At 56.8% G+C, this 22,312-nt stretch carries 20 protein-coding genes and 1 tRNA gene; 13 read left to right on the top strand and 8 right to left on the bottom strand.

What is annotated here, in order from left to right; all coding sequences use genetic code 11:
* The 6 genes from AC0TOY_RS05670 to mgtE form a co-directional block, all read left to right on the top strand.
* A partial coding sequence (locus AC0TOY_RS05670; RefSeq protein ID WP_473721596.1) for a porin occupies window positions 1-745 on the top strand: 745 nt, incomplete at its 5' end.
* A gap of 114 nt (window positions 746-859) precedes the next feature.
* On the top strand, window positions 860-1,915 hold the full coding sequence (gene apbE, locus AC0TOY_RS05665; protein ID WP_032646590.1) for an FAD:protein FMN transferase ApbE: 1,056 nt from the start codon (window positions 860-862) through the stop codon (window positions 1,913-1,915).
* Window positions 1,916-1,987: 72 nt separating this feature from the next.
* The gene (gene ada, locus AC0TOY_RS05660; protein WP_248272527.1) at window positions 1,988-3,046 is read left to right on the top strand and encodes a bifunctional DNA-binding transcriptional regulator/O6-methylguanine-DNA methyltransferase Ada; all 1,059 of its coding nucleotides are present in this window, start codon (window positions 1,988-1,990) and stop codon (window positions 3,044-3,046) included.
* A complete protein-coding gene (gene alkB, locus AC0TOY_RS05655; protein ID WP_148768612.1) occupies window positions 3,046-3,702 on the top strand; it encodes a DNA oxidative demethylase AlkB in 657 nt (218 codons plus the stop codon). The genes ada and alkB overlap by 1 nt, the downstream gene beginning before the upstream one ends.
* A 69-nt stretch (window positions 3,703-3,771) precedes the next feature.
* Complete coding sequence (locus tag AC0TOY_RS05650) at window positions 3,772-5,415, top strand: multidrug ABC transporter permease/ATP-binding protein (protein WP_473721595.1); 1,644 nt, start codon at window positions 3,772-3,774, stop codon at window positions 5,413-5,415.
* Window positions 5,416-5,563: 148 nt separating this feature from the next.
* On the top strand, window positions 5,564-7,000 hold the full coding sequence (gene mgtE / locus AC0TOY_RS05645; RefSeq protein ID WP_021241530.1) for a magnesium transporter: 1,437 nt from the start codon (window positions 5,564-5,566) through the stop codon (window positions 6,998-7,000).
* Here the strand turns inward: mgtE and AC0TOY_RS05640 are convergent.
* Window positions 6,963-8,252 carry a SulP family inorganic anion transporter gene (locus AC0TOY_RS05640; RefSeq protein ID WP_148768516.1) on the bottom strand — a complete coding sequence of 430 codons (1,290 nt, stop codon included), beginning with the start codon at window positions 8,250-8,252 and terminating at the stop codon, window positions 6,963-6,965. The genes mgtE and AC0TOY_RS05640 overlap by 38 nt on opposite strands.
* Window positions 8,253-8,439: 187 nt before the next feature.
* On the opposite strand from AC0TOY_RS05640, the gene mqo reads away from it, so the two are divergent.
* Window positions 8,440-10,089 carry a malate dehydrogenase (quinone) gene (mqo, locus tag AC0TOY_RS05635; RefSeq protein ID WP_473721594.1) on the top strand — a complete coding sequence of 550 codons (1,650 nt, stop codon included), beginning with the start codon at window positions 8,440-8,442 and terminating at the stop codon, window positions 10,087-10,089.
* An 89-nt stretch (window positions 10,090-10,178) separates the two neighbouring features.
* Here mqo and eco read toward each other — a convergent pair whose 3' ends face one another.
* Window positions 10,179-10,682: a serine protease inhibitor ecotin gene (eco, locus tag AC0TOY_RS05630; protein ID WP_048991686.1), complete on the bottom strand. Its 504-nt coding sequence runs from the start codon at window positions 10,680-10,682 to the stop codon at window positions 10,179-10,181.
* A gap of 209 nt (window positions 10,683-10,891) precedes the next feature.
* Between eco and AC0TOY_RS05625 the strand changes: the two genes are divergently transcribed.
* Complete coding sequence (locus AC0TOY_RS05625) at window positions 10,892-11,152, top strand: DUF2534 family protein (protein ID WP_008500962.1); 261 nt, start codon at window positions 10,892-10,894, stop codon at window positions 11,150-11,152.
* A gap of 125 nt (window positions 11,153-11,277) precedes the next feature.
* Entirely contained in the window at window positions 11,278-12,465 is a 1,188-nt protein-coding gene (locus AC0TOY_RS05620; RefSeq protein WP_148768847.1) for an MFS transporter, read from the top strand.
* 38 nt (window positions 12,466-12,503) lie between these two features.
* Here AC0TOY_RS05620 and AC0TOY_RS05615 read toward each other — a convergent pair.
* From AC0TOY_RS05615 to AC0TOY_RS05605, 3 genes are all read right to left on the bottom strand, one after another.
* A tRNA-Pro gene (locus AC0TOY_RS05615) sits at window positions 12,504-12,580 on the bottom strand.
* A gap of 72 nt (window positions 12,581-12,652) precedes the next feature.
* Window positions 12,653-14,413: an LPS biosynthesis-modulating metalloenzyme YejM gene (gene yejM / locus AC0TOY_RS05610; RefSeq protein ID WP_024908190.1), complete on the bottom strand. Its 1,761-nt coding sequence runs from the start codon at window positions 14,411-14,413 to the stop codon at window positions 12,653-12,655.
* Between the two features lie 19 nt (window positions 14,414-14,432).
* On the bottom strand, window positions 14,433-14,660 hold the full coding sequence (locus tag AC0TOY_RS05605) for a YejL family protein (RefSeq protein ID WP_157189484.1): 228 nt from the start codon (window positions 14,658-14,660) through the stop codon (window positions 14,433-14,435).
* A gap of 134 nt (window positions 14,661-14,794) precedes the next feature.
* Between AC0TOY_RS05605 and yejK the strand changes: the two genes are divergently transcribed.
* The gene (gene yejK, locus AC0TOY_RS05600; protein WP_008500957.1) at window positions 14,795-15,802 is read left to right on the top strand and encodes a nucleoid-associated protein YejK; all 1,008 of its coding nucleotides are present in this window, start codon (window positions 14,795-14,797) and stop codon (window positions 15,800-15,802) included.
* Between the two features lie 50 nt (window positions 15,803-15,852).
* Here the strand turns inward: yejK and rplY are convergent, their stop codons facing one another.
* Both rplY and radD read right to left on the bottom strand, forming a co-directional pair.
* Complete coding sequence (gene rplY, locus AC0TOY_RS05595; RefSeq protein WP_008500956.1) at window positions 15,853-16,137, bottom strand: 50S ribosomal protein L25; 285 nt, start codon at window positions 16,135-16,137, stop codon at window positions 15,853-15,855.
* A 125-nt stretch (window positions 16,138-16,262) separates the two neighbouring features.
* Window positions 16,263-18,023: a DNA repair helicase RadD gene (gene radD / locus AC0TOY_RS05590; protein WP_473721593.1), complete on the bottom strand. Its 1,761-nt coding sequence runs from the start codon at window positions 18,021-18,023 to the stop codon at window positions 16,263-16,265.
* A gap of 152 nt (window positions 18,024-18,175) precedes the next feature.
* On the opposite strand from radD, the gene rsuA reads away from it, so the two are divergent.
* From rsuA to AC0TOY_RS05575, 3 genes are all read left to right on the top strand, one after another.
* Window positions 18,176-18,883 carry a 16S rRNA pseudouridine(516) synthase RsuA gene (rsuA, locus tag AC0TOY_RS05585; protein ID WP_208763098.1) on the top strand — a complete coding sequence of 236 codons (708 nt, stop codon included), beginning with the start codon at window positions 18,176-18,178 and terminating at the stop codon, window positions 18,881-18,883.
* A gap of 15 nt (window positions 18,884-18,898) precedes the next feature.
* On the top strand, window positions 18,899-20,095 hold the full coding sequence (locus AC0TOY_RS05580) for a Bcr/CflA family multidrug efflux MFS transporter (protein WP_473721592.1): 1,197 nt from the start codon (window positions 18,899-18,901) through the stop codon (window positions 20,093-20,095).
* Between the two features lie 278 nt (window positions 20,096-20,373).
* On the top strand, window positions 20,374-20,718 hold the full coding sequence (locus AC0TOY_RS05575; RefSeq protein ID WP_008500952.1) for a YejG family protein: 345 nt from the start codon (window positions 20,374-20,376) through the stop codon (window positions 20,716-20,718).
* Window positions 20,719-20,721: 3 nt separating this feature from the next.
* On the opposite strand, the gene yejF is transcribed toward AC0TOY_RS05575, so the two are convergent.
* Complete coding sequence (gene yejF, locus AC0TOY_RS05570; protein WP_473721591.1) at window positions 20,722-22,311, bottom strand: microcin C ABC transporter ATP-binding protein YejF; 1,590 nt, start codon at window positions 22,309-22,311, stop codon at window positions 20,722-20,724.
* Window position 22,312 lies beyond the last annotated feature (1 nt).

The raw sequence follows: 22,312 nt of genomic DNA, 5'->3' as shown, positions 1-22,312 counted from the left end.
CTGGACTGACGTTCTGCCAGAATTTGGCGGCGATACCTACGGCGCTGACAACTTCCTGCAGCAACGTGCTAACGGCGTCGCGACCTACCGTAACCAGGACTTCTTTGGTCTGGTGGACGGCCTGAACTTTGCTCTGCAGTATCAGGGCAAAAACGGCAGCGTAGAGGGTGAAAACACTAACGGTCGCAGCCTGCTGAACCAGAACGGCGACGGCTACGGTGCATCCGTGACCTATAACCTGGGCGAAGGCTTCAGCGTGGGTGGTGCGATGTCCTCCTCCAAACGTACCGCCGACCAGAATGCAGCTGGCGTATACGGTAATGGCGATCACGCAGAAGTCTATTCTGGTGGCCTGAAATACGATGCCAACAACATCTATCTGGCAGCGCAGTACTCTCAGACCTACAACGCAACCCGTTTCGGTACTTCTAACGGCAGCAACCCGACTACCGCTTACGGCTTCGCTAACAAAGCGCAGAACTTCGAAGTGGTTGCTCAGTACCAGTTCGACTTCGGTCTGCGTCCATCCGTGGCTTACCTGCAGTCTAAAGGCAAAGACATCGAAGGTTACGGCGATCAGGATCTGCTGAAATATGTTGATGTGGGTGCGACTTACTACTTCAACAAAAACATGTCCACCTATGTTGATTACAAAATCAACCTGGTTGATGAAAATGAATTTACCCGTCAGGCGGGTATCGGTACTGACGATATCGTCGCGCTGGGCCTGGTTTACCAGTTCTAATCGCGTCATCGTGTGACGTAAGGGGCCTGATGGCCCCTTTTTTGTGCCTCTCTGATTCTCACAACTCACCCGTTTTGGTGTACTCTTGCCGCCCTGGCATGAGGATAATAATGAATGGACATGACTTTTTTACGCGCCAGCTTTCTGGCTATGCTTTTTTTCCTGACCGCGTGTAACGATCCCACACCCGTGGCGAAAACCGACGCACCCGCCGCGACGGTGCTCGAAGGCAAAACGATGGGGACCTTCTGGCGCGTCAGCGTGATGAACCTCGATAAAACACGCACAGACGAACTTCGCGGCAAAATCCAGTCGCAGCTGGACGCCGACGATCAGCTGCTGTCGACCTATAAAAATGACTCGGCGCTGATGCGCTTTAACCTCTCAACCAGCACCTCCCTGTGGCCAGTGAGCGAGGCGATGGCCGATATCGTGACCGAGGCAATGCGCGTGGGTTACAAAACCAACGGGGCGATGGATGTGACCGTCGGACCGCTGGTAAACCTCTGGGGATTTGGCCCGAATAAACAGCCGGTGAAGACGCCCGAACAGGCGGCCATTGATGACGCCCGCGCCCGGACAGGGCTACAGCATCTGACCGTGATCAACCAGTACGGTCAGCAGTACCTGCAAAAAGATATCCCCGATCTGTTTGTCGATCTGTCGACGGTCGGGGAAGGCTATGCGGCGGATCATCTTGCTGCTCTGATGGCCCAGGAAGGAATTTCCCGTTATCTGGTCTCGGTGGGCGGCGCGCTGGTCAGCCGGGGGATGAACGCCAGCGATAAGCCGTGGCGCGTAGCGATTCAAAAGCCGACCGATCGGCAAAATGCCGTGCAGGCGATAGTGGATATCAACGGACATGGCATCAGTACCTCCGGCAGCTACCGTAACTATTACGAGCTTGAGGGGAAGCGTATTTCGCACGTTATCGATCCGCAGACCGGGCGCCCCATCACGCATAACCTGGTCTCGGTGACGGTCATTGCCCCCACCGCGCTGGAAGCGGATGCCTGGGATACCGGATTAATGGTTCTCGGCCCGGAAAAAGCCAAAGAGGTGGTTCGTCAGGAAGGGCTGGCGGTTTATATGATCACCAAAGAGGGCGACGGGTTCAAAACCTGGAGCTCGCCGCAGTTCAACAGTTTCCTGGTTAGCGACAAAAATTAAAAAGCAAGGTTGCGGGTTTTTTATCAGTGGCGCTCAGGCACGCTCTATGTATGCTTGTAAGAGGAGCCGATAATGAGAAACTCAACCTTTATTACCGATGAGGATCGCTGGCAGGCCGTGCTGGCCCGCGATCCGATAGCTGACGATCAGTTTGTCTTCGCCGTGCAGACCACGGGTATTTTCTGCCGCCCGTCATGCCGTGCCCGCCACGCGCTGCGTAAAAATGTCCGCTTTTATCCTGATGCCCATCATGCCGTACAGGCCGGCTTTCGTCCGTGCAAGCGCTGCATGCCGGACAAACGCGATCCACAGGCGCAGAAGCTGGCGAAAGTGGAACAGGCCTGCCGTCTTCTGGAGCAGGATCCTGCGCTAACCCTGGAGGGGTTGGCGCAGAAGGTTGCCATGAGTCCTTTCCATTTCCACCGTCTGTTTAAGGCCGTGACCGGCATGACGCCAAAAGCCTGGCAGCAGGCGGCGCGGGGCCAACGCCTGCGCGCCGCGCTTGCGCAGGGAGACAAAATTACCGACGCCGTGCTGGCGGCGGGGTTTCCCGACAGCAGCAGCTATTATCGTAAAGCCAACGATGCGCTGGGCATGACGGCGAAGCAGTACCGTAAAGGAGAGGTGGCCGTGCGGTATGCCATCGATGACTGTTCGTTAGGACGCTGTCTGGTCGCCGAAAGCGAGCGGGGGATCTGCGCGATTCTGCTGGGTGACACCGATGCGGAAGTCACCGCAGAGCTTGCCACGCAATTTCCCAAAGCAACGCACGCGCCGCTGGATGACGCCTTTGTGCAGCGGATCCACCAGGTGATTGCCAGTATTGATAACCGCGATGTACCGCTTACGCTGCCGCTGGATATTCGCGGAACCGCGTTCCAGCAGCGCGTCTGGCAGGCCCTTCGCAACATTCCCAGCGGCGAAACGGCAAGTTACCAGCAGGTGGCACAGGCGATTGGCCAGCCCAATGCGGTACGCGCCGTTGCCGGAGCCTGTGCGGCAAACACGCTGGCGATTGTGATCCCCTGCCATCGCGTGGTTCGCAACGACGGTGCGCTGTCGGGCTACCGCTGGGGGACGGCGCGAAAAGCGCTATTACTGAAACGTGAGGCGAAACGCCGGGAGGGATAATGCTCGATCTTTTTGCGGATGCTGAACCCTGGCAGGAGCCGCTTGCGCCGGGGGCAGCGATCCTGCGCCGCTTTGCACTCTCCCGTGCGGCGGCGCTGCTTGCCGGTATCGACGAGGTGACGGCTGTTTCGCCGTTTCGCCATATGGTGACGCCGGGCGGCTACACCATGTCGGTGGCCATGGCCAACTGCGGCGAACTGGGCTGGGCGACAAACGAACGTGGGTATGTGTATGCTCCAAGCGATCCCACGACCGACCGGCCGTGGCCTCCCATGCCTGCGGTTTTTCAGGCACTTTGTCACGAGGCTGCCGTGGCGGCGGATTATCCGGATTTTCGCCCTGATGCCTGTCTGATTAACCGCTACGCCGTCGGTGCGAAGCTCTCGCTGCATCAGGACAAGGATGAGCCCGATCTGCGCGCGCCTATCGTCTCTGTATCGTTAGGTCTGCCCGCCGTCTTCCAGTTTGGGGGATTACGCCGCAACGATCCGCTCAAACGCATTATGCTGGAACATGGTGATGTGGTGGTGTGGGGCAGGGAATCTCGGCTTTATTATCACGGCATTCAGCCGCTGAAACCCGGGGTCCACCCCCTCACGGGCGAGTACCGTTATAACCTGACCTTCCGTCAGGCGGGGATGCGTAAACAAAAATAAGAATTATTCTTGATGTACGCGCCTGGCAGTTTACACTGCTGGCTGATTTTTATTGTCCGGATTGCCTGCATGCAACTACTTCTCCTTGTCTGGCGTCAGTATCGCTGGCCCTTCATTGCCGTAATGGCGTTAAGCCTTGCCAGCGCCGCGCTGGGTATTGGCCTGATCGCGTTTATTAACGTGCGGTTGATTGAAATGGTCGACACCTCGCTCTCCGTATTGCCGGAGTTTCTTGGCCTGCTGCTGCTGCTGATGGCGGTTACGCTCGGCTCCCAGCTGGCGCTGACCGCGCTCGGCCACCATTTCGTTTTTCGTTTGCGCAGTGAGTTTATCAAGCGGATCCTGGACACCCAGGTCGAGCGCGTTGAGCAGCTCGGCAGCGCCTCGCTGCTGGCGGGGCTGACCAGCGACGTACGCGCCATTACCATCGCGTTCGTTCGTTTGCCGGAGCTGGTGCAGGGGATCATTCTGACCTTTGGATCGGCCGCTTATCTCGCCTGGCTCTCCAGCAAAATGCTGGCGGTGACCGCGCTGTGGATTGCCATTACCATCTGGGGCGGCTTTGTGCTGGTGTCGCGCGTCTACAAACACATGGCGGTGCTGCGTGAAACCGAAGATAAGCTCTATAACGATTACCAGACGGTACTGGAAGGGCGCAAAGAGCTCACCCTGAACCGCGAGCGCGCCGAGTATATCTTTAACCATCTCTATATCCCGGACGCGCGCGAATATCGTCATCACATTATTCGCGCCGATACCTTCCACCTGAGTGCGGTGAACTGGTCAAACATCATGATGCTGGGTGCCATTGGCCTGGTATTCTGGATGGCGAACAGCCTGGGCTGGGCGGACACCAACGTCGCGGCAACCTACTCGCTGACGCTGCTGTTTTTGCGCACGCCGCTGCTCTCGGCGGTCGGCGCGTTGCCTACCTTGCTGAGTGCGCAGGTGGCCTTTAATAAGCTCAAAAAATTCGATCTCGCGCCGTTTAAGGCCGAATTTCCGCGCCCGCAGGCCTTCCCGAACTGGCAGACGCTGGAGCTGCGTAACGTCACGTTCCGCTATCAGGACAGCGCCTTCTCCGTGGGGCCGGTTAACCTGACGATCCGCCGCGGCGAGCTGCTGTTCCTGATCGGCGGCAACGGCAGCGGTAAATCGACGCTGGCGATGCTGCTTACCGGGCTTTATCAGCCGCAGTCGGGCGAGATTTTGCTGGATGGCAGAGCGCTGAGCGCGGAGAAACCCGAGGATTACCGCAAGCTTTTCTCGGCGGTGTTCACCGACGTCTGGCTGTTCGATCGGCTGCTGGGTCCGGAAGGGCAGCAGGCTAATCCTGCGCTGGTGGAAAAATGGCTGGCGCAGCTGCAGATGTCGCACAAGCTGGAGCTACAGGACGGGAAGATCCTCAATCTGAAGCTTTCCAAAGGGCAGAAAAAGCGCGTGGCGCTGCTGCTGGCGCTGGCGGAAGAGCGTGACATCATTCTGCTGGATGAGTGGGCGGCGGATCAGGACCCGCACTTCCGCCGCGAGTTTTATCAGGTGCTACTGCCGCTGATGCAGGAGATGGGCAAAACCATTTTCGCCATCAGCCATGACGATCACTACTTCATTCATGCTGACCGCCTGCTGGAGATGCGCGACGGCAGGCTCAGCGAGCTGACCGGTGAAGAGCGCGATGCAGCCTCGCGTGATGCGGTGGCGCGCACGGCCTGAAGCACTCACCCTAACCCTCTCCCACAGGGAGAGGGGATAGATCGTGGCCGTAATGCCGCTTTTTTCTCCATCCCGCCCCGTTGTTTATTCTTATTTACATATCCTCGCGCTATGCTTAACCCCAACTCATTTAATGGATTTATGATTGATGTCGGTATTAAAGAAAAACAGCGCCAGACAGCGTGACCAGGAGCGCGCGCGACTGATCTGGCTTCTCACGACCGATAAAGCGGTCACCTCTACGCTATTAGGCAAACTGACCCTGGCTGAGCAATATGATGTCGGCACTTTAGCCGACGATATTGCTGAGGTAGGTGCGCTGGTTGCTCATTTACCCCCACCGGATCTGGCGGATACCCTGGAAGCGCTTCCCTCGGAAGAACGTCACGCCCTGTGGCGTCTGGTGCAGGATCACGAGCGCGGGCAGGTGCTGCTCGAGGCCTCTGAAAACGTCTGGGACGACCTGATCGACGAGATGAGCGACCGGGATATTCTTGACGCTCTGCAAACCCTGGATATCGACGAGCAGATTTACCTCGTTCAGCACCTGCCGCGCAACCTGACCGGCCGCCTGCTGGCGTCACTGCCTGCCGATGAACGCGCGCGCGTGCGTCAGGTTATGCACTACGAGAAAAACAGCGTCGGCGCGATCATGGAGTTCGGCGTTATCACGGTGCGCCCGGACGTGACGCTCGGTACCGTGCAGCGCTACCTGCGTCGCCTGGGAAAAATGCCGGACAACACCGATAAACTGTTTGTCACCTCCCGGGATAAAACGCTGCTCGGCGAGCTGGAGCTGAAAACCATCCTGCTCAACAGCACCCAGCGGAAGGTGAGCGAGGTGATGGAAAACGAGCCGATGGTCTTCTCCCCGGAAGACGATGCGGAGAAAGCGGCGCGTACCTTCGAACGTGATGACCTGGTGAGTGCCGCCGTCGTGGACTCCGTCGGCAAACTGATGGGGCGTCTGACCATCGATGAGATCGTTGATGTGGTCTACGAAGAAACCGACAACGATCTGCGTGCGCTCGGGGGGATCAGCGCCGAAGATGACGTCCATGCCTCCGTCGGCAAGGCGGTGAAAACCCGCTGGGCGTGGCTGGCCATTAACCTGTGTACCGCCTTTATCGCCTCCCGGGTGATTGACGGTTTTGAACACACCATTTCGCAGCTGGTGGCGCTGGCCTCGCTGATGCCGATTGTGGCCGGAATAGGCGGCAACACCGGAAACCAGACCATCACCATGATCGTCCGCGCGCTGGCGCTGGAAAATATTCAGCCCGGTAACTTCGCCTTTCTGATCTTCAGAGAGATGGGCGTGGCGCTGATCAACGGCCTGGTGTGGGGCGGTATTATGGGCGGCATTACCTGGTGGCTGTATGACGATATGGCGCTGGGTGGGGTGATGATGCTGGCGATGGTGCTAAATCTGCTGGTGGCATCGATGATGGGGGTCATTATCCCGCTGACGATGACCAAACTGGGGCGCGACCCCGCGGTGGGGTCGAGCGTGATGATCACCGCCATCACCGATACCGGCGGTTTCTTTATTTTTCTTGGGCTGGCGACGATTTTTCTTCTTTAAGCCGACGCTTAATGCGGGCGGGAAGCAGCACCATGACGATAATCCCGCCCAGCACGCCAATCGCCAGATTGCCGGTTGATACCGTGGCGGCAACGGTCACCAGCATGACGACCGTTTCTGCAATCGGGGCCGTTTTCACCGTGGCGGGCTGAAGGCTGTGCCAGCTGAAGGTTTTGACGGCGACGATCGCCATAATGCCCGCCAGCACCGCCATCGGGATGTTGGCCATCACGTCGCTGAGTGCCGTGACCAGGATCAGCAGCACAATGCCCGCTGCAAGGGTTGAAATGCGGCTTCGGCCTTTTCCCATCTCCACGTTAACGATGGTTTGCCCAATCATCGCGCAGCCCGCAATACCACCGTAAAATCCGGCCAGAATATTACCCACGCCCAGCCCGATGCTCTCACGGCGCTTGCTCGACGGCGTTGCGGTCAGCTCATCCACCAGCTTTGCCGTCAGCAGGGATTCCAGCAGGCCGACAAAGGCGATGCTCAACGCGCACGGCCAGATAATGCTCAGCGTCTGTGCATTGAGGGGGACCAGTAGTTCGGTAAGACCCGGTAAACCGCCGCTCATGGAGCCTTCATCGCCCACGGTCGGCAGGATTTGACCGGTTGAAACGGTGAACACGGTAAGCACAACAATCGCAATCAGCGGGGAAGGGATGCTTTTGAGATAGCGCGGCACCCACAGCACGATCAGCAGCGTCAGCACGAACAGGCCCACAATCAGCGGGCTTCGGCTCCAGAAATGGGGAACCTGCGCAAAGAAAATCAATATCCCGAGGGCGTTAACAAACCCGATCATGACCGACTGGGGAATAAAGCGCATCAGCCTTGCCATGCCCAGCACGCCAAACAGAATCTGAATCACGCCTGCCATCAGCACGGCGGGAAGAATGTACTGTACGCCGTGCTGATGCACCATGGGCCCAATAACCAGCGCTACGGAACCGGCCGCTGCCGTGACCATCGCCGGGCGACCGCCCAGCACGGACAGGGCAAGACACAGCACCACGGAGGCGATCAGGCTGACCTTCGGGTCAACGCCCGCCACCACCGAAAATGAGATAACCTCGGGGATCAGCGCCAGGGCGGTAATCACGCCCGCCAGCGTTTCACGCGTCAGCTGCTTAGGGGAACGCAGTACGTTGGCTACGCGGTCTTTGGGGGATACAGCAGAATGGGGTAAGGACATAACAGTTCGCTGGTTAGGGCAGGCTTCCGTGCGCGCGATCACAAAACGCAACATACTAGCCAGTAAAACCGCGCTTTACCAGACGCATCGATAATTCCTCACAAACAATCCATCATTAAATTTCACAATTACAATAATTTCGTAACCTTTAAACAATATTTAAAAGTTGTTACCGTGCCCCCGCAGCTTTTTTCACCTGCAATTTCCACGCATCAAGCACTTTTACACTAAGGCATAAATTATGAAAAAAATGACTGCCATGCTCTTTTCTCTGGCCGTGGGGCTTAACACCGTCTCTATGGCGGCGAAAGCTGACGCACCAAAAGAGCAGGAAACGGACGTCCTTTTAATTGGTGGCGGTATCATGAGCGCCACGCTGGGAACCTATCTGCAAGAACTGCAGCCGGACTGGTCAATGACCATGGTCGAGCGCCTTGACGGCGTGGCGCAGGAGAGTTCGAACGGCTGGAACAACGCCGGTACCGGACATTCGGCACTCATGGAACTGAACTATACGCCGCAGAAAAAGGACGGTTCCATTAGTATCGAGAAGGCGGTAGAGATCAACGAAGCATTCCAGGTTTCTCGCCAGTTCTGGTCTCATCAGGTCAACAGCGGCGTGATGCACGACCCGCACTCCTTCATCAACACCGTACCGCACATGAGCTTTGTGTGGGGTGAGCAGAACGTCAACTTCCTGCGCGCGCGCTACGCCGCTCTGCAGCAGAGCACGCTGTTCCGCGGGATGAAATATTCTGAAGACCACGCGCAGATTAAAGAGTGGGCTCCGCTGGTCATGGAAGGTCGTGACCCGAATCAGAAAGTGGCGGCGACCCGTACCGAAATTGGTACCGACGTTAACTACGGTGAAATTACCCGTCAGCTGGTGACGTCTCTGAAGAAAAAAGAGAACTTCAACCTGCAGCTCAGCACTGAAGTGCGTGGTTTCAAGCGCAACGCGGATAACAGCTGGAGCGTGACCGTTGCCGATCTGAAAAACAACGAAGCCGAACACGTCATCAGGGCGAAGTTTGTCTTTATCGGTGCGGGCGGCGCGGCGCTGAAGCTGCTGCAGGAGTCCGGTATTCCGGAAGCTGACGACTACGCGGGCTTCCCGGTGGGCGGTCAGTTCCTGGTGTCCGATAACCCGGAAGTGGTGAACCGTCATCTGGCAAAAGTGTACGGTCAGGCCTCTGTTGGCGCACCGCCGATGTCTGTTCCGCACATCGACACCCGTATGCTTGACGGCAAACGCGTGGTGCTGTTTGGGCCGTTCGCGACCTTCTCCACGAAGTTCCTGAAAAATGGTTCCCTGTGGGACCTGCTCAGCGCAACCACCACCTCTAACGTCAAGCCGATGATGGACGTGGGTCTGGATAACTTCGACCTGGTGAAATACCTGATTAGCCAGGTGATGCTCTCTGACGACGATCGTTTCGAGGCGCTGAAAGAGTACTATCCGCAGGCGAAGAAAGAAGACTGGCGTCTGTGGCAGGCGGGTCAGCGCGTACAGATCATCAAGCGCGATCCGAAAGAGGGTGGCGTGCTGCGTCTGGGCACCGAAGTGGTGAGCGATAAGGACGGCACCATCGCCGCGCTGCTGGGTGCGTCACCGGGTGCGTCTACCGCTGCGCCAATCATGCTGCACCTGATGGAAAAAGTGTTTAAAGATAAAGTCGCCAGCCCGGAATGGCAGGCGAAGCTGAAAACCATTATTCCATCCTATGGCACGAAGCTGAACGGCAACGTGAGCGCGACGGAGCAGGAGCTGGAATACACCAGCCGCGTACTGCAGCTGCAGTACATCAAACCGCAGGCTGCGGATGCTGCGCCAAAAGCGGAGCGGAAGCCTCAGCCGGAAAACAAACCGGTTGCGGATATCGCGCTGTAAGGTAAAAAAGCCGGGTGGCGCTGACGCCTACCCGGCCTATGTTCGGTGTTGTTTTGTAGGTCGGGTTAGGCGAAGCCGCCACCCGACTTTTAACGTACTACCGCTTGTCCGACAGTCTCTTCTGCCTTCCACACGCGATACTTCACTTCCACGTTTTCAGGCGTATAGACCACGATCGGCAACTTGCTGTTGTAGCGCAGCAGGCTATTGTCGCCCAGATACGCCGTCACAAATTTCTTCTCTTTCTTGCCATCCGGGCAGGCCATCATGGTGGAGACCGGCGAGGTGACTTTATCAAAGACGTAGTAGTCGTAACCCCAGCCTTCCAGCGTTTTGCTTTCCAGCTGACCACCCAGGCGATGCTGGTTGCAGTCCACTTCCAGCGTCTTGCCAATTAACAGCTCCACTTTGAAATTCGCTTCATCCTGCTGTGCCGGCAGCTGAATCACCTGACGCTTCATCCCTTTATCCGCTTTCGGATACGGGGCGACTTTTTCCAGCGGCTGCTCTTTAGGTGTTTCGCTGGCGAAAGCACTGGTGCTGACACACGCGGCGGCGATGAGTGCGATGGCAAATTTAGGTGCGTTTTTCATTGTCATTCCTTTATGTCAAAACGATCCTGAACAGGTTAACATATCAATTATGAATGATTGGTGTTATTTACTTACATTTTCAATATGAATAGCGTAATAAACCACATATTTGCCATTTAGGTAGATGTTTGTACTGGCGTGGAGTCCGGCAGGCGTTTGTGTTATTTTAGATCCTCTATAATGTTATTCATCTGTAAAAGGGAAGAGAGATGGTTCGAGCAAAACTGAAAACGCCTGAAGGCCGCAAGTTCCTCCTGGCGCTGCTGGTCGTGTTTATGATTGCTGCCGCATGCGTGGGGCGGGCCACCATTGTTGGCGTCATCGAACAGTACAATATTCCTCTCTCTGCCTGGACAACCAGCATGTATGTCCTGCAATCGGCGATGATCTTCGTCTACAGTCTGGTGTTCACCGTTCTGCTGGCCATCCCGCTGGGCATTTTCTTCCTGGGCGGACGTGAGAAGCACTAAGCCTTCACCTCAGATAATGAAGCCAGCCTGCGGGCTGGCTTTTTTTATATCAGATGATTTTTATTCGCATTTCCAGGATATTCTGTTTCGAACAAGACTGTTCGACATAAAGCAGGAGATGCGCAATGTTATCCCGGTTTGCAACGCTCAGCCGGATCCCGAAAGGAGTCTGGGTTGTGGGTGGCGTCAGTATGCTGATGGATATCTCTTCGGAGATCATTCATAGCCTGCTGCCGTTGTTTATGGTTACGACGCTGGGCGCCAGCGTGATTTTCATTGGTTTGATTGAAGGCCTGGCTGAGGCCACGGCGCTGTTTATCAAGGTGTTTTCCGGCGCCATCAGTGACTATCTGGGCAAGCGTAAAGGGCTGGCTGTTCTGGGCTACGGTCTTGGCGCGTTGAGTAAACCGCTGTTCGCTATTGCCTCTTCCTCCGGCATGATCCTTGGGGCTCGCTTAATCGACCGGGTGGGGAAGGGGATCCGGGGAGCGCCGCGCGATGCGCTGGTCGCTGACGTTACGCCGCCGGAACTCCGCGGCGCGGCCTTTGGTTTGCGTCAGTCGATGGACACCATTGGAGCATTTCTCGGGCCGTTGCTGGCCGTAGGCTTAATGCTGCTGTGGAACGATGATTTTCGTACCATTTTCTGGATCGCGGTGATCCCCGGCGTGCTCGCCGTGGCGCTGCTTTTCTTCGGCCTGCATGAGCCTAAAACCCCTGTCGAGCATAAACGAACGAACCCCATCAAAAAAGAGAACCTCAGGCGCCTCGGGAAAGGCTGCTGGTGGGTTATTGGTCTGGGGGCCATCTTTACGCTCGCTCGTTTCAGTGAAGCATTTCTTGTGCTTCGCGCTCAGCAGTCGGGTGTGCCGCTGGCGCTGATCCCGCTGGTGATGGTGGCCATGAATCTGCTCTATTTCCTCTCTGCCTATCCGTTTGGCAAGTTATCTGACGGGATGAGCCACACCCGATTACTGCAGTGGGGGCTGGTGGTGCTGACTGGAGCGGACATTGTGCTGGCGCTGAGCACCCACTGGTCCGGCATTATTTTAGGTGTTGCGCTTTGGGGGATACATATGGGCATGACCCAGGGGCTGCTGGCGGCAATGATTGCGAAAACTGCACCTGCGGATCTGCGCGGAACCGCCTACGGCATTTTTAGTCTGGTCAGCGGCGTGGGATTGTTAGTCGCCAGCCTGGGGGCAGGAGCCATCTGGGAGACGTTTGGCGCAGAATATACGTTCTATGCCGGAGCGGTGATTTGTCTGGTTACGCTGGTTTACCTGCGCAAAACGCCGGACGAGGCGAAATAAAAAAACCAGCCATAAGAGGCTGGTTTTCAATGTGATTTTGGTCGGCACGAGAGGATTTGAACCTCCGACCCCCGACACCCCATGACGGTGCGCTACCAGGCTGCGCTACGTGCCGACGCATGAAAAGAATACTACTCGATTCCGTTTTGAATGCAAGGGAATCCGTCGCTAACTGGTTTATTATTAATCAGTTAGCGATGAAGCGCTTCTCATCCGTCAGAACCTGCAGCAGCAGGCTCAGCTGCGGCTTCTGGTCTTTCAGTCGTTCACCCTGCAGGTTATACGTCTGATAATTCCCGTTGTTGTTCAGCACCAGCGTCAGCTTCGGCGTAGTCACCACCAGCGTATTATTACCCGCAGCCGTGACCCAGTTATGGCGGCGCGCGGCGCTGAAGAGATCCTGGCCCTGCGAATACTCGTTTGCTGGCGTGCTGACGTGCAGCAGGCGTTGCATCAGGGTGGTCATCACATCTTTATGCTCGGTAAGCATATTGATGCGCTGCGCCGGGGTGCCCGGCCAGTGGATCACCAGCGGAACCTGCAGGTTCGGGCGTGACCAGCTCATACTCTTCGTCTCGTCACCTAACGGGACGCCATGACCTGCGGTCACGATCACCACGGTGTTATCCAGCTTGCCGGACTCACGTAGCGCGTCAAGCACGCGACCAATCTGCGCATCAACATCACCCGCCGCGCGGCCGTAGCGGCGCGCAAAATCACTCTTATTGCTGTTTGCAAGCGTTGTGCCGTTAAAGGCAACCCATGAGAACCAGCGGTTATCTTCCTGGGCGTAGCGCTGCAGCCAGTTTATCCATTGGCTGGCGGTCTGCGCATCAGACTGATTTTGTGCCGTCGGCAGTGAGAAATCAGACAGCAGCGCCTGACGGTAGAGCGGGCTGTTAAAGCCATCGGATGAGAACAACCCTAACTGATAGCCCTGCTGATTCAGCCCGGTGATCAGCGCCGCAGGTGTGCGGGTAGACAGTACGCCGTCCATATAGCCGGCTGAAATGCCATAGAAGAGGCCAAAGATGCCCGCATCGGTTGAGTTACCGGAGCTCATATGCTGAGTAAACGAGACGTTTTGACTCGCGAAATTGGCCAGCGCAGGCATCTGCTTCTCGTAACGGGAATAGTTCAGTCCATCGACGGTGATAAGCAGGACGTTTTGGCCTCGTCCCATATCGCGGTAGTTCAGGTCGCTCAGAGGATACTGCACGCTGACGGCTTCCGGGTTACCCTGCTCAATAAGACGGCGCTGATATTCCTGCGCATCAAGCAGGCCATGTTTTTCGAGGAAGCGACGGGCCGTCATCGGATATGAGAGCGGCAGGTTCGCACGCTGCATGGTAATAGGGCGATAGAAGTTCGCATCCGCCCAGATATACATGATGTGCGAACTGATAAAGGAGACGAAGAAGAGCGCGGCGACGGGCTTCGCGTAGTGGCGTCGGCGGGTCAGGCTACGCAGTTTTTGCCAGCTCCAGGTGGCAAACAGCATCTCAATCAACAGGATCACCGGGACGCTGATAAACATCAGCTGCCAGTCACGGGCCGTTTCGTTCTGGTCGGGGTTAATCACCAGTTCCCAGACGATGGGGTTGAGATGCAGGTGGAAGCGGGTGAACACTTCACTGTCGATAAGCAGCAGCGTCATCCCCACCGTCGCAAGGATGGCGGACAAGAATCGCATCAGACGCTGCGACATGACGATAAACGTCAGGGGGAACAGGATCAGCAGATAGGTGGCGAAAACCAAAAAGCTAAAGTGACCGACAACGCTTATCCAGGAGTAGATACGCCCGGTGAGCGTTGTTGGCCAGTCTGCGACAAACAGATAACGACAGCCAATGACCGTCGCCAGCAGAATGTTGAACAGGGCAAACCAGTGCCCCCAGCTGACCATCTGGGAGACTTTTTCACGGTAGCGCTGACGATTCGTCACCATAAACTGTTGTTCGTATCCCTTAATGGGCCGGGTCGTTGCTGACGGACGACTGTAAAGCCTGGGCGAACGATTTTGCGATCGCCTGACGCTGAACCGGAGCAACGCTGGTGTTAATCAGGTTGGTGACCATATTTCCCAAAACCATCAGGGAGAGATCGGTCGGCGTTTTATGTTTTTCCAGTACGTTGACCAGCTCACTGAGCAGTTGTTCAACGTGTTCATCACTGTAGCGGGAATGTTGTGGCATAAATCAAAATCAGTTTGTTGATGAAAGGGCAACATATTACCGTAGCAACAGCTTTTTTTCCCCTTTTTTATCTGTTGTTGCACACATGTCCTGGTGGTGGTTGAATACCGCCCGGTCTAAAAGGAGAGTTTATCATGAGTCTGGAAATCAACCAGATTGCCTTGCACCAGCTTATCAAGCGTGATGAGCAAACCCTTGAAGTGGTGCTGCGCGATTCGTTACTGGAACCCACGGCGACCGTTGTGGAGATGATGGCAGAGCTGCATCGCGTCTACAGCGCCAAAAATAAAGCCTATGGCCTGTTCAGCGAAGAGAGTGAGCTGGCCGATAGCCTGCGCCTGCAGCGTCAGGGTGAAGAGGATTTTCTGGCGTTTAGCCGTGCGGCAACCGGGCGTCTGCGCGACGAGCTGGCGAAATATCCGTTCGCCGACGGCGGGATCGTGCTGTTCTGCCACTACCGCTACCTGGCGGTCGAGTATTTGCTGGTTACCGTACTGAATAACTTAAGCAGCATGCGCGTGAATGAGCAGCTGGACATCAGCTCGACGCATTATCTGGATATCAACCATGCGGATATCGTGGCGCGTATTGATTTGACCGAGTGGGAAACCAACCCGGAATCGACCCGCTACCTGACATTCCTGAAGGGGCGCGTGGGCCGCAAAGTGGCGGATTTCTTTATGGACTTCCTCGGTGCCAGTGAAGGGCTTAACGCCAAAGCGCAGAACAAAGGGCTGCTCCAGGCGGTTGACGATTTCACAGCAGAAGCGCAGCTCGATAAATCCGAGCGCCAGACGGTGCGCCAGCAGGTTTACAGCTACTGCAACGAACAGCTGCAGGCAGGGGAAGAGATTGAGCTGGAGTCGCTGTCAAAAGAGCTGGCAGGCGTCAGCGAAGTCAGCTTCCAGGAATTTACCGCAGAAAAGGGCTATGAGCTTGAAGAGAGCTTCCCGGCGGATCGCAGCACGCTGCGCCAGTTAACCAAGTTTGCCGGCAGCGGCGGCGGGTTAACCATCAACTTTGATGCGATGCTGCTGGGGGAACGTATCTTCTGGGATCCGGCCACCGATACGCTGACCATTAAGGGTACGCCGCCGAATCTGCGCGATCAGCTTCAGCGCCGCACCTCGGGCGGTAAATAGCAGGCACAAAAAACCCCGCAGAAGCGGGGTTTTTTTCGACAGGTTTGCGATTACGCGCGAACGAAGTCGATGTGAGTCAGTTTTGGCTTGAACGCGTGACGCTGAACAGCCTGAACTTTCACTTTTTCTTCTTTACCGCCAACAACGATGGTCAGAACTTCGCTGTAGAATTCAGCTTTGGTCTGCAGGTTCCACAGTTTGTCGTGATCCAGTTCGATTGCAACTGGAGCAGCTTCGCCACCGTAAACGATAGCCGGGAACTTGTTAGCGGTACGCAGGCGGCGGCTCGCACCCTTACCCTGCACGTTACGTACTTCTGCTTCGATAGTAAACATTGATTTCTCTCTGTATTTAAAACCCTACTACAGGCGACCCAGCAGCAGGTGAGTGTTCTGCCTCACGGATGTGAAGCGGGCGGCATTTTATACTCAAATGCCCTTCACATCAATGAAAAGTCCCGTTACCCGCGCAATTCGTTGGCGCGACGGAAGCGACCTTCGTAGTCAAAGAGTTTCTCGCGCACCTGCCAGAACTGGCCTTTCTTACGGGCGACCACAAAATCCGGATGGCGCAACAGCACCTGCTGGCGCACGATATCGGCCACGGTGATCCAGCGCAGGGGCACGCCCGGGGTGCGGGTGTGCGGGCGGATAAACAGCTGTTCGAAGGCCGTTCGCTGAGCAGGCGTCTGGACCCGGAAGCGCTCGCTGACGTCCGCCCCGTCTTCGTCGTAATAGGTGATTTTCAGCCATTCGCCTTTTTCATCGGCGCCGGGCTGCAACGCCATGCCGGAACAGCGCAGTACCAGCGCATCTTTCAGCTTTAATGCTGCTTTCAGCATGTCGTCCGGGTCAACCAGCACCGTGTCACATTCCCGACAGCGGCGAGCGGCAATGTCGTTTTCGGCGTTGCACTGCGGGCAGTTTTTAAAGCGGAAACGAAAATCGCACTGCTCGCGATGCCCGTCATCATCTTCAAACCAGCCCTGACAGCGGCGGCCAAAATGTTCGATCAGCGTGCCGTCGGCGGTGGTTTTGCCCCAGAAAGTGTTGGCAAACCCACAGGCAGGGCAAAAGACCTGCACGGGCACGTTGTCACTTTTCCCTTTTGGCGCGCCGACTTCAGGCGTATAGAGATCGTGCGGGTTACCTGCATAATCCAGAATCAGGCAGTCGGTTTTCCCGGGGGCCAGGCGCAGGCCGCGGCCAACAATTTGCTGATACAGACTCACCGATTCGGTCGGGCGCAAAATGGCGATCAGGTCGACGTGCGGTGCGTCAAAGCCGGTGGTCAATACCGACACGTTAACCAGATAGCGGAACCGCTGGGCTTTAAACGCGTCGATCAGGCTGTCGCGCTCCGGGCCGGGCGTCTCGCCGGTGATGAGCGCCGCGTTGCCGGAAGGCAGTAACCCGGTGATTTCCCGCGCGTGCTCAACGGTGGCGGCAAAGATCATCACCCCTTTGCGCGTCTGCGCAAACTCCTCTATCTGGCTGATGATGTGCGGCGTAATGCGCTTTTGCTTTTTCAGCTCCTGGTTAAGATCCGCTTCGCTGAATAACCCGTTGCTTTGCGCCTGCAGGCGGCTGAAGTCGTACTGCACCACCGGCATATCTAGCCGTTCAGGCGGCGTCAGGTAGCCATGTTTAATCATGTAGCGCAGCGGAAGCTCGTAAATGCAGTCGCTAAACAGGGCCTTGTCATCGCCGCGCACCATGCCGTGATAATGGTAGCGATAGATCCAGCCTTTCCCCAGGCGAAACGGGGTCGCCGTCAGGCCCAGCAGGCGCAGGTGAGGGTTCACCGCTTTCAGGTGTGACAGGATTTGCTGATACTGGCTGTCGTCGTCATCGCTGATGCGGTGACATTCGTCGACAATCAGCAGCGAAAATTCGCTGCGAAACAGATCCAGATTGCGGGCCACCGACTGCACGCTGCCAAACACCACTTTGCCGTGGCTCTCTTTACGCTTTAGCCCGGCGGCGAAAATGTCGGCTTCCAGCCCAAGTGCACAATACTTGGCATGGTTTTGCGCGACGAGCTCTTTAACGTGCGCCAGTACCAGCACGCGACCGCGGGCCAGACGCGCCAGCTCGGCAATGACCAGGCTTTTGCCTGCGCCGGTCGGGAGCACAATCGCCGCCGGCTCGCGATGTTTACGGAACCAGGCGAGGGTGGCGTCAACGGCTTCCTGCTGATAGGGACGAAGTGTAAAAGTCATGGGGTCTCGGTTTCGTTATTCCGCACATAGTATGCCACGAAACTTTTTCCCTTGAGTGGCGCAACCAGACCATTATACTGAACCGTTCCAGACTGCTTCTTTTTTCGGACCTGTTGTCCGACTTCCTGCACCATTAAGGCTAAAAAGATTTCATGCGACTTGATAAGTTTATCGCTCAGCAACTCGGCGTAAGCCGCGCTATTGCCGGGCGCGAAATTCGCGCCAGCCGCGTTACCGTGGATGGCGACATTGTGAGAGACAGCGCGTTCAAACTGCAACCTGACCATCAGGTGGAGTATGACGGCAATCCGCTGACCCAGCAGCACGGTCCGCGCTACTTCATGCTCAATAAGCCGGAAGGCTACGTCTGCTCAACGGACGATCCGGATCACCCGACGGTGCTCTATTTCCTCGACGAACCGGTGGCGCACAAGCTGCATGCCGCAGGCCGCCTCGACATCGACACCACCGGTCTGGTGCTGATGACCGACGACGGGCAGTGGTCGCACCGCATCACCTCTCCACGACACCACTGCGAGAAAACCTACCTCGTGACGCTGGAGTCGCCGGTGTCGGATGACACGGCAGAGCACTTCGCGAAAGGCGTTCAGCTGCATAATGAAAAAGATCTGACCAAACCGGCGGTGCTCGAAGTCATCACCCCGACGGAGGTCCGCCTGACCATCAGCGAGGGGCGCTACCATCAGGTGAAACGTATGTTTGCCGCGGTGGGGAACCACGTTGTTGGCCTGCATCGTGAGCGGATTGGTGCGATCGAACTCGATCCCGAGCTGGCGCCAGGCGAATATCGCCCGTTAACGGAAGAAGAGATCGCCAGCGTCGGTCTGCCTTCGCACTAATTTCAGGAGAACTCTGTGACCACCAGGCCACACTCGTCGTTCAAAATCGTCTTCATTCTTGGCCTGCTGGCCATGCTGATGCCGCTGTCTATTGATATGTACCTGCCCGCGCTGCCGGTGATTTCTGCACAGTTTGGCGTCCCGGCGGGCAGCGCGCAGATGACGCTCAGCACCTATATTCTCGGCTTTGCCCTCGGCCAGCTGTTTTATGGCCCGATGGCGGACAGCCTTGGACGCAAGCCTGTCATTCTGGGCGGGACGCTAGTCTTTGCGGCCGCTGCGGTTGCCTGTGCGCTGGCGCAGACCATCGATCATCTGATTGTCATGCGCTTCTTCCACGGTCTGGCGGCGGCAGCGGCAAGCGTGGTGATTAACGCCCTGATGCGCGATATCTACCCGAAGGAAGAGTTCTCCCGCATGATGTCGTTCGTGATGCTGGTGACGACGATTGCGCCGCTGGTGGCACCCATGGCCGGTGGTGCTGTGCTGGTGTGGTTTAGCTGGCATGTGATTTTCTGGATCCTGGCCCTGGCCGCGCTGCTGGCCTCCGCGATGATTTTCTTCTTTATTGATGAAACGCTTCCCGTCGAGCGTCGGCAGAAATTCCACATCCGAACCACCATCGGCAACTTTGCCTCGCTGTTTCGCCACAAGCGCGTGCTCAGCTATATGCTGGCAAGCGGGTTCAGCTTCGCCGGGATGTTCTCCTTCCTGAGCGCCGGGCCGTTTGTCTACATCGAGCTGAACCACGTTTCGCCGCAGCACTTCGGCTATTACTTTGCCCTTAACATCGTCTTCCTGTTCATCATGACCATCATCAACAGCCGTTTTGTCCGGCGGGTGGGGGCGCTGAACATGTTCCGCGCCGGGCTGTGGATCCAGTTTGTGATGGCGCTCTGGCTGGTGGTGAGCGCGTTTCTGGGCGTGGGCTTCTGGGCGCTGGTGGTCGGCGTGGCGGCTTTTGTCGGCTGCGTGTCGATGGTGTCATCCAATGCGATGGCGGTGATCCTGGATGAGTTCCCGCACATGGCGGGGACCGCATCATCTCTGGCAGGGACGTTCCGCTTCGGCATCGGCGCTATCGTTGGCGCGTTGCTTTCGATGGCCACCTTTACGACGGCATGGCCCATGCTGTGGGCGATGGCTTTTTGCGCAACCAGCTCGATACTCTTCTATCTTTACGCCAGTCGACCGCGAAAAGCGGCCCACTAAAACACAGAGAAGGCCCGGCAGGGCCTTTTTTGTTGATGCATATCAACCAAACCCCGTTCGTTTATGCTGTGTTTGTTTATTTTATGTAAAATCTATTTGTGTAAAAAGTCACATCATTGTATTCAAAAAGGTTGAGTTAGATCGCAGAAACGGGTACATATAGCGCCGACGCGAGCCTGAATACCGATAAAAAAGTGCTGAATAGTGCAGGCTAACGATGATGTGTTACTATAAATGTAAATAAATTGTGAAGTAAATTTTGCTTCCGGGGAACGAACGTGAATACATTACAACTTTCTATTGTCCATCGCTTGCCCCAGAGCTATCGCTGGTCGGCGGGTTTTGCTGGTTCGAAAGTTGAACCGATTCCGCAAAACGTCGCGGGCTGTGAAAACTGCCTGGTGGCGCTCAAGCTGTTAAGCCCGAGTGACGAAAATGCATGGCGGGTGATGGAGCGTCTCAGTCAGGCCCTGACGGATATCGAAGTGGACAGCTCCGTGCTGGAGTGCGAAGGTGAGCCGTGCCTGTTTGTGAAAAGCCAGGACGAGTTTGCTGCCACCTGCCGTCTGAAAAATTTTGGCGTTGCCATTGCCGAGCCTTTCTCCGGCCAGTACCCGTTCTGAGCGCTAGTCTGACGACAACAGCTGGCGCGTGTAGCGCTGCGTTGGCGCGCTAAATACGCGCTGGCAATCACCCTGCTCGACCACCTCTCCCTGACGTAACACAATCACCTGATGGCATAGCGCCCGCACCACCTGTAAATCATGGCCGATAAAGATATAGGCCAGCCGGTGCTTTTCCTGTAACCCTTTCAGCAGCGCCAGGATCTGCGCCTGAACGGTCCTGTCCAGCGACGACGTGGGTTCATCCAGAATAATCAGCTCCGGTTTCAGGATCAGCGCGCGGGCAATAGCGATACGCTGGCGCTGCCCACCGGAAAATTCCGCAGGGTAGCGGTGGCGCGTCTCGGGATCTAGACCCACTTCGGCCATGACCCGCATGACCTCCTGCTCGCGCTGCTGCGCGCTCAGGCCGGGCTGATGGACGCGCAGACCCTCTTCGATAATCTGTAGCACGCTGAGCCGTGGGTTAAGCGAGGAGTTGGGATCCTGAAACACCACCTGCATGCGGGGCCGCACGGGCAGCATCTGGCGGCGGTTCCAGCGGTGCAGCGGCATATCGTCAAACAGGATCTCGCCCTGGGAGGCAATTAAGCGCAGCAGCGCCAGACCGGTGGTGCTTTTACCCGAGCCGGATTCGCCCACCAGCCCCAGGGATTCCCCCGGGCGCAGCGAGAAGCGGAGGTTTTTCAGCACCGGGTTGCAATCGACAATGCGGCGCAGAATACCTTTGCGGATCGGGAACGAGACGGACAGATCCTCAACGCGCAGCAGCGGCGTGCTGTCCGCATCGAGAGGAACCGGGTCGCCGGCGGGTTCGCTGTCGAGCAACCGCTGCGTATAGGGGTGCTGCGGTGCGCTCAGCAGCGTTGACGCCGTATTCTGTTCAACACAGCGCCCGTTCTGCATCACCGCGACGCTGTCGGCCAGCTTTCTGACAATGCTCAGGTTGTGCGTGATAAACAGCAGGCTCATGTTCAGCTCGTCACGCAGTTCCCGCAGCAGCGTCAGTATTTGCGCCTGTACCGTCACGTCCAGCGCCGTTGTGGGCTCGTCGGCTATCAGCAGTTCGGGGCGCGTGAGCAGGGCCATGGCGATCATCACGCGCTGGCGTTCGCCGCCGGAGAGCTGGTGCGGAAAATCATTCAGCCGTTTGGCCGCGTTGCGTATGCCTGTTCGCTCCAGACAGTCCAGAATTTCTCCGCGTGCGGCCTCTTTGCGCATCCCCCGGTGCAGGGAGAGCACTTCATAGAGCTGTTTCTCCAGGCTGTGCAGCGGGTTGAGGGAAACCATCGGCTCCTGGAAGATCATAGCGATTTTGTTGCCGCGAATGCCGCGCAGGGTCTGTTCGTCGGCGTGCAGCAGCGAACGGCCGTGAAAGAGAATATCCCCTTGCGGGTAGCTCACTGGCGGAGAGGGAAGTAGCCGCAGGATGGAGAGCGCCGAAACGCTCTTGCCTGAACCCGATTCACCCACCAGGGCCAGCGTTTCACCGGGCTGGATCTGCAGCGACAGGTCGGTGACCACGGTGCGCGTCTCGTCCTGCTTTGAAAAAGCAATCGACAGGTTATCAATACTCAGAAGAGGCTGGGTCATT

Source organism: Enterobacter sp. PL_is379 (assembly GCF_055817355.1).
Note: the sequence above shows the minus strand (reverse complement) of the source record. Positions and strands in the feature narration are given on the sequence as shown.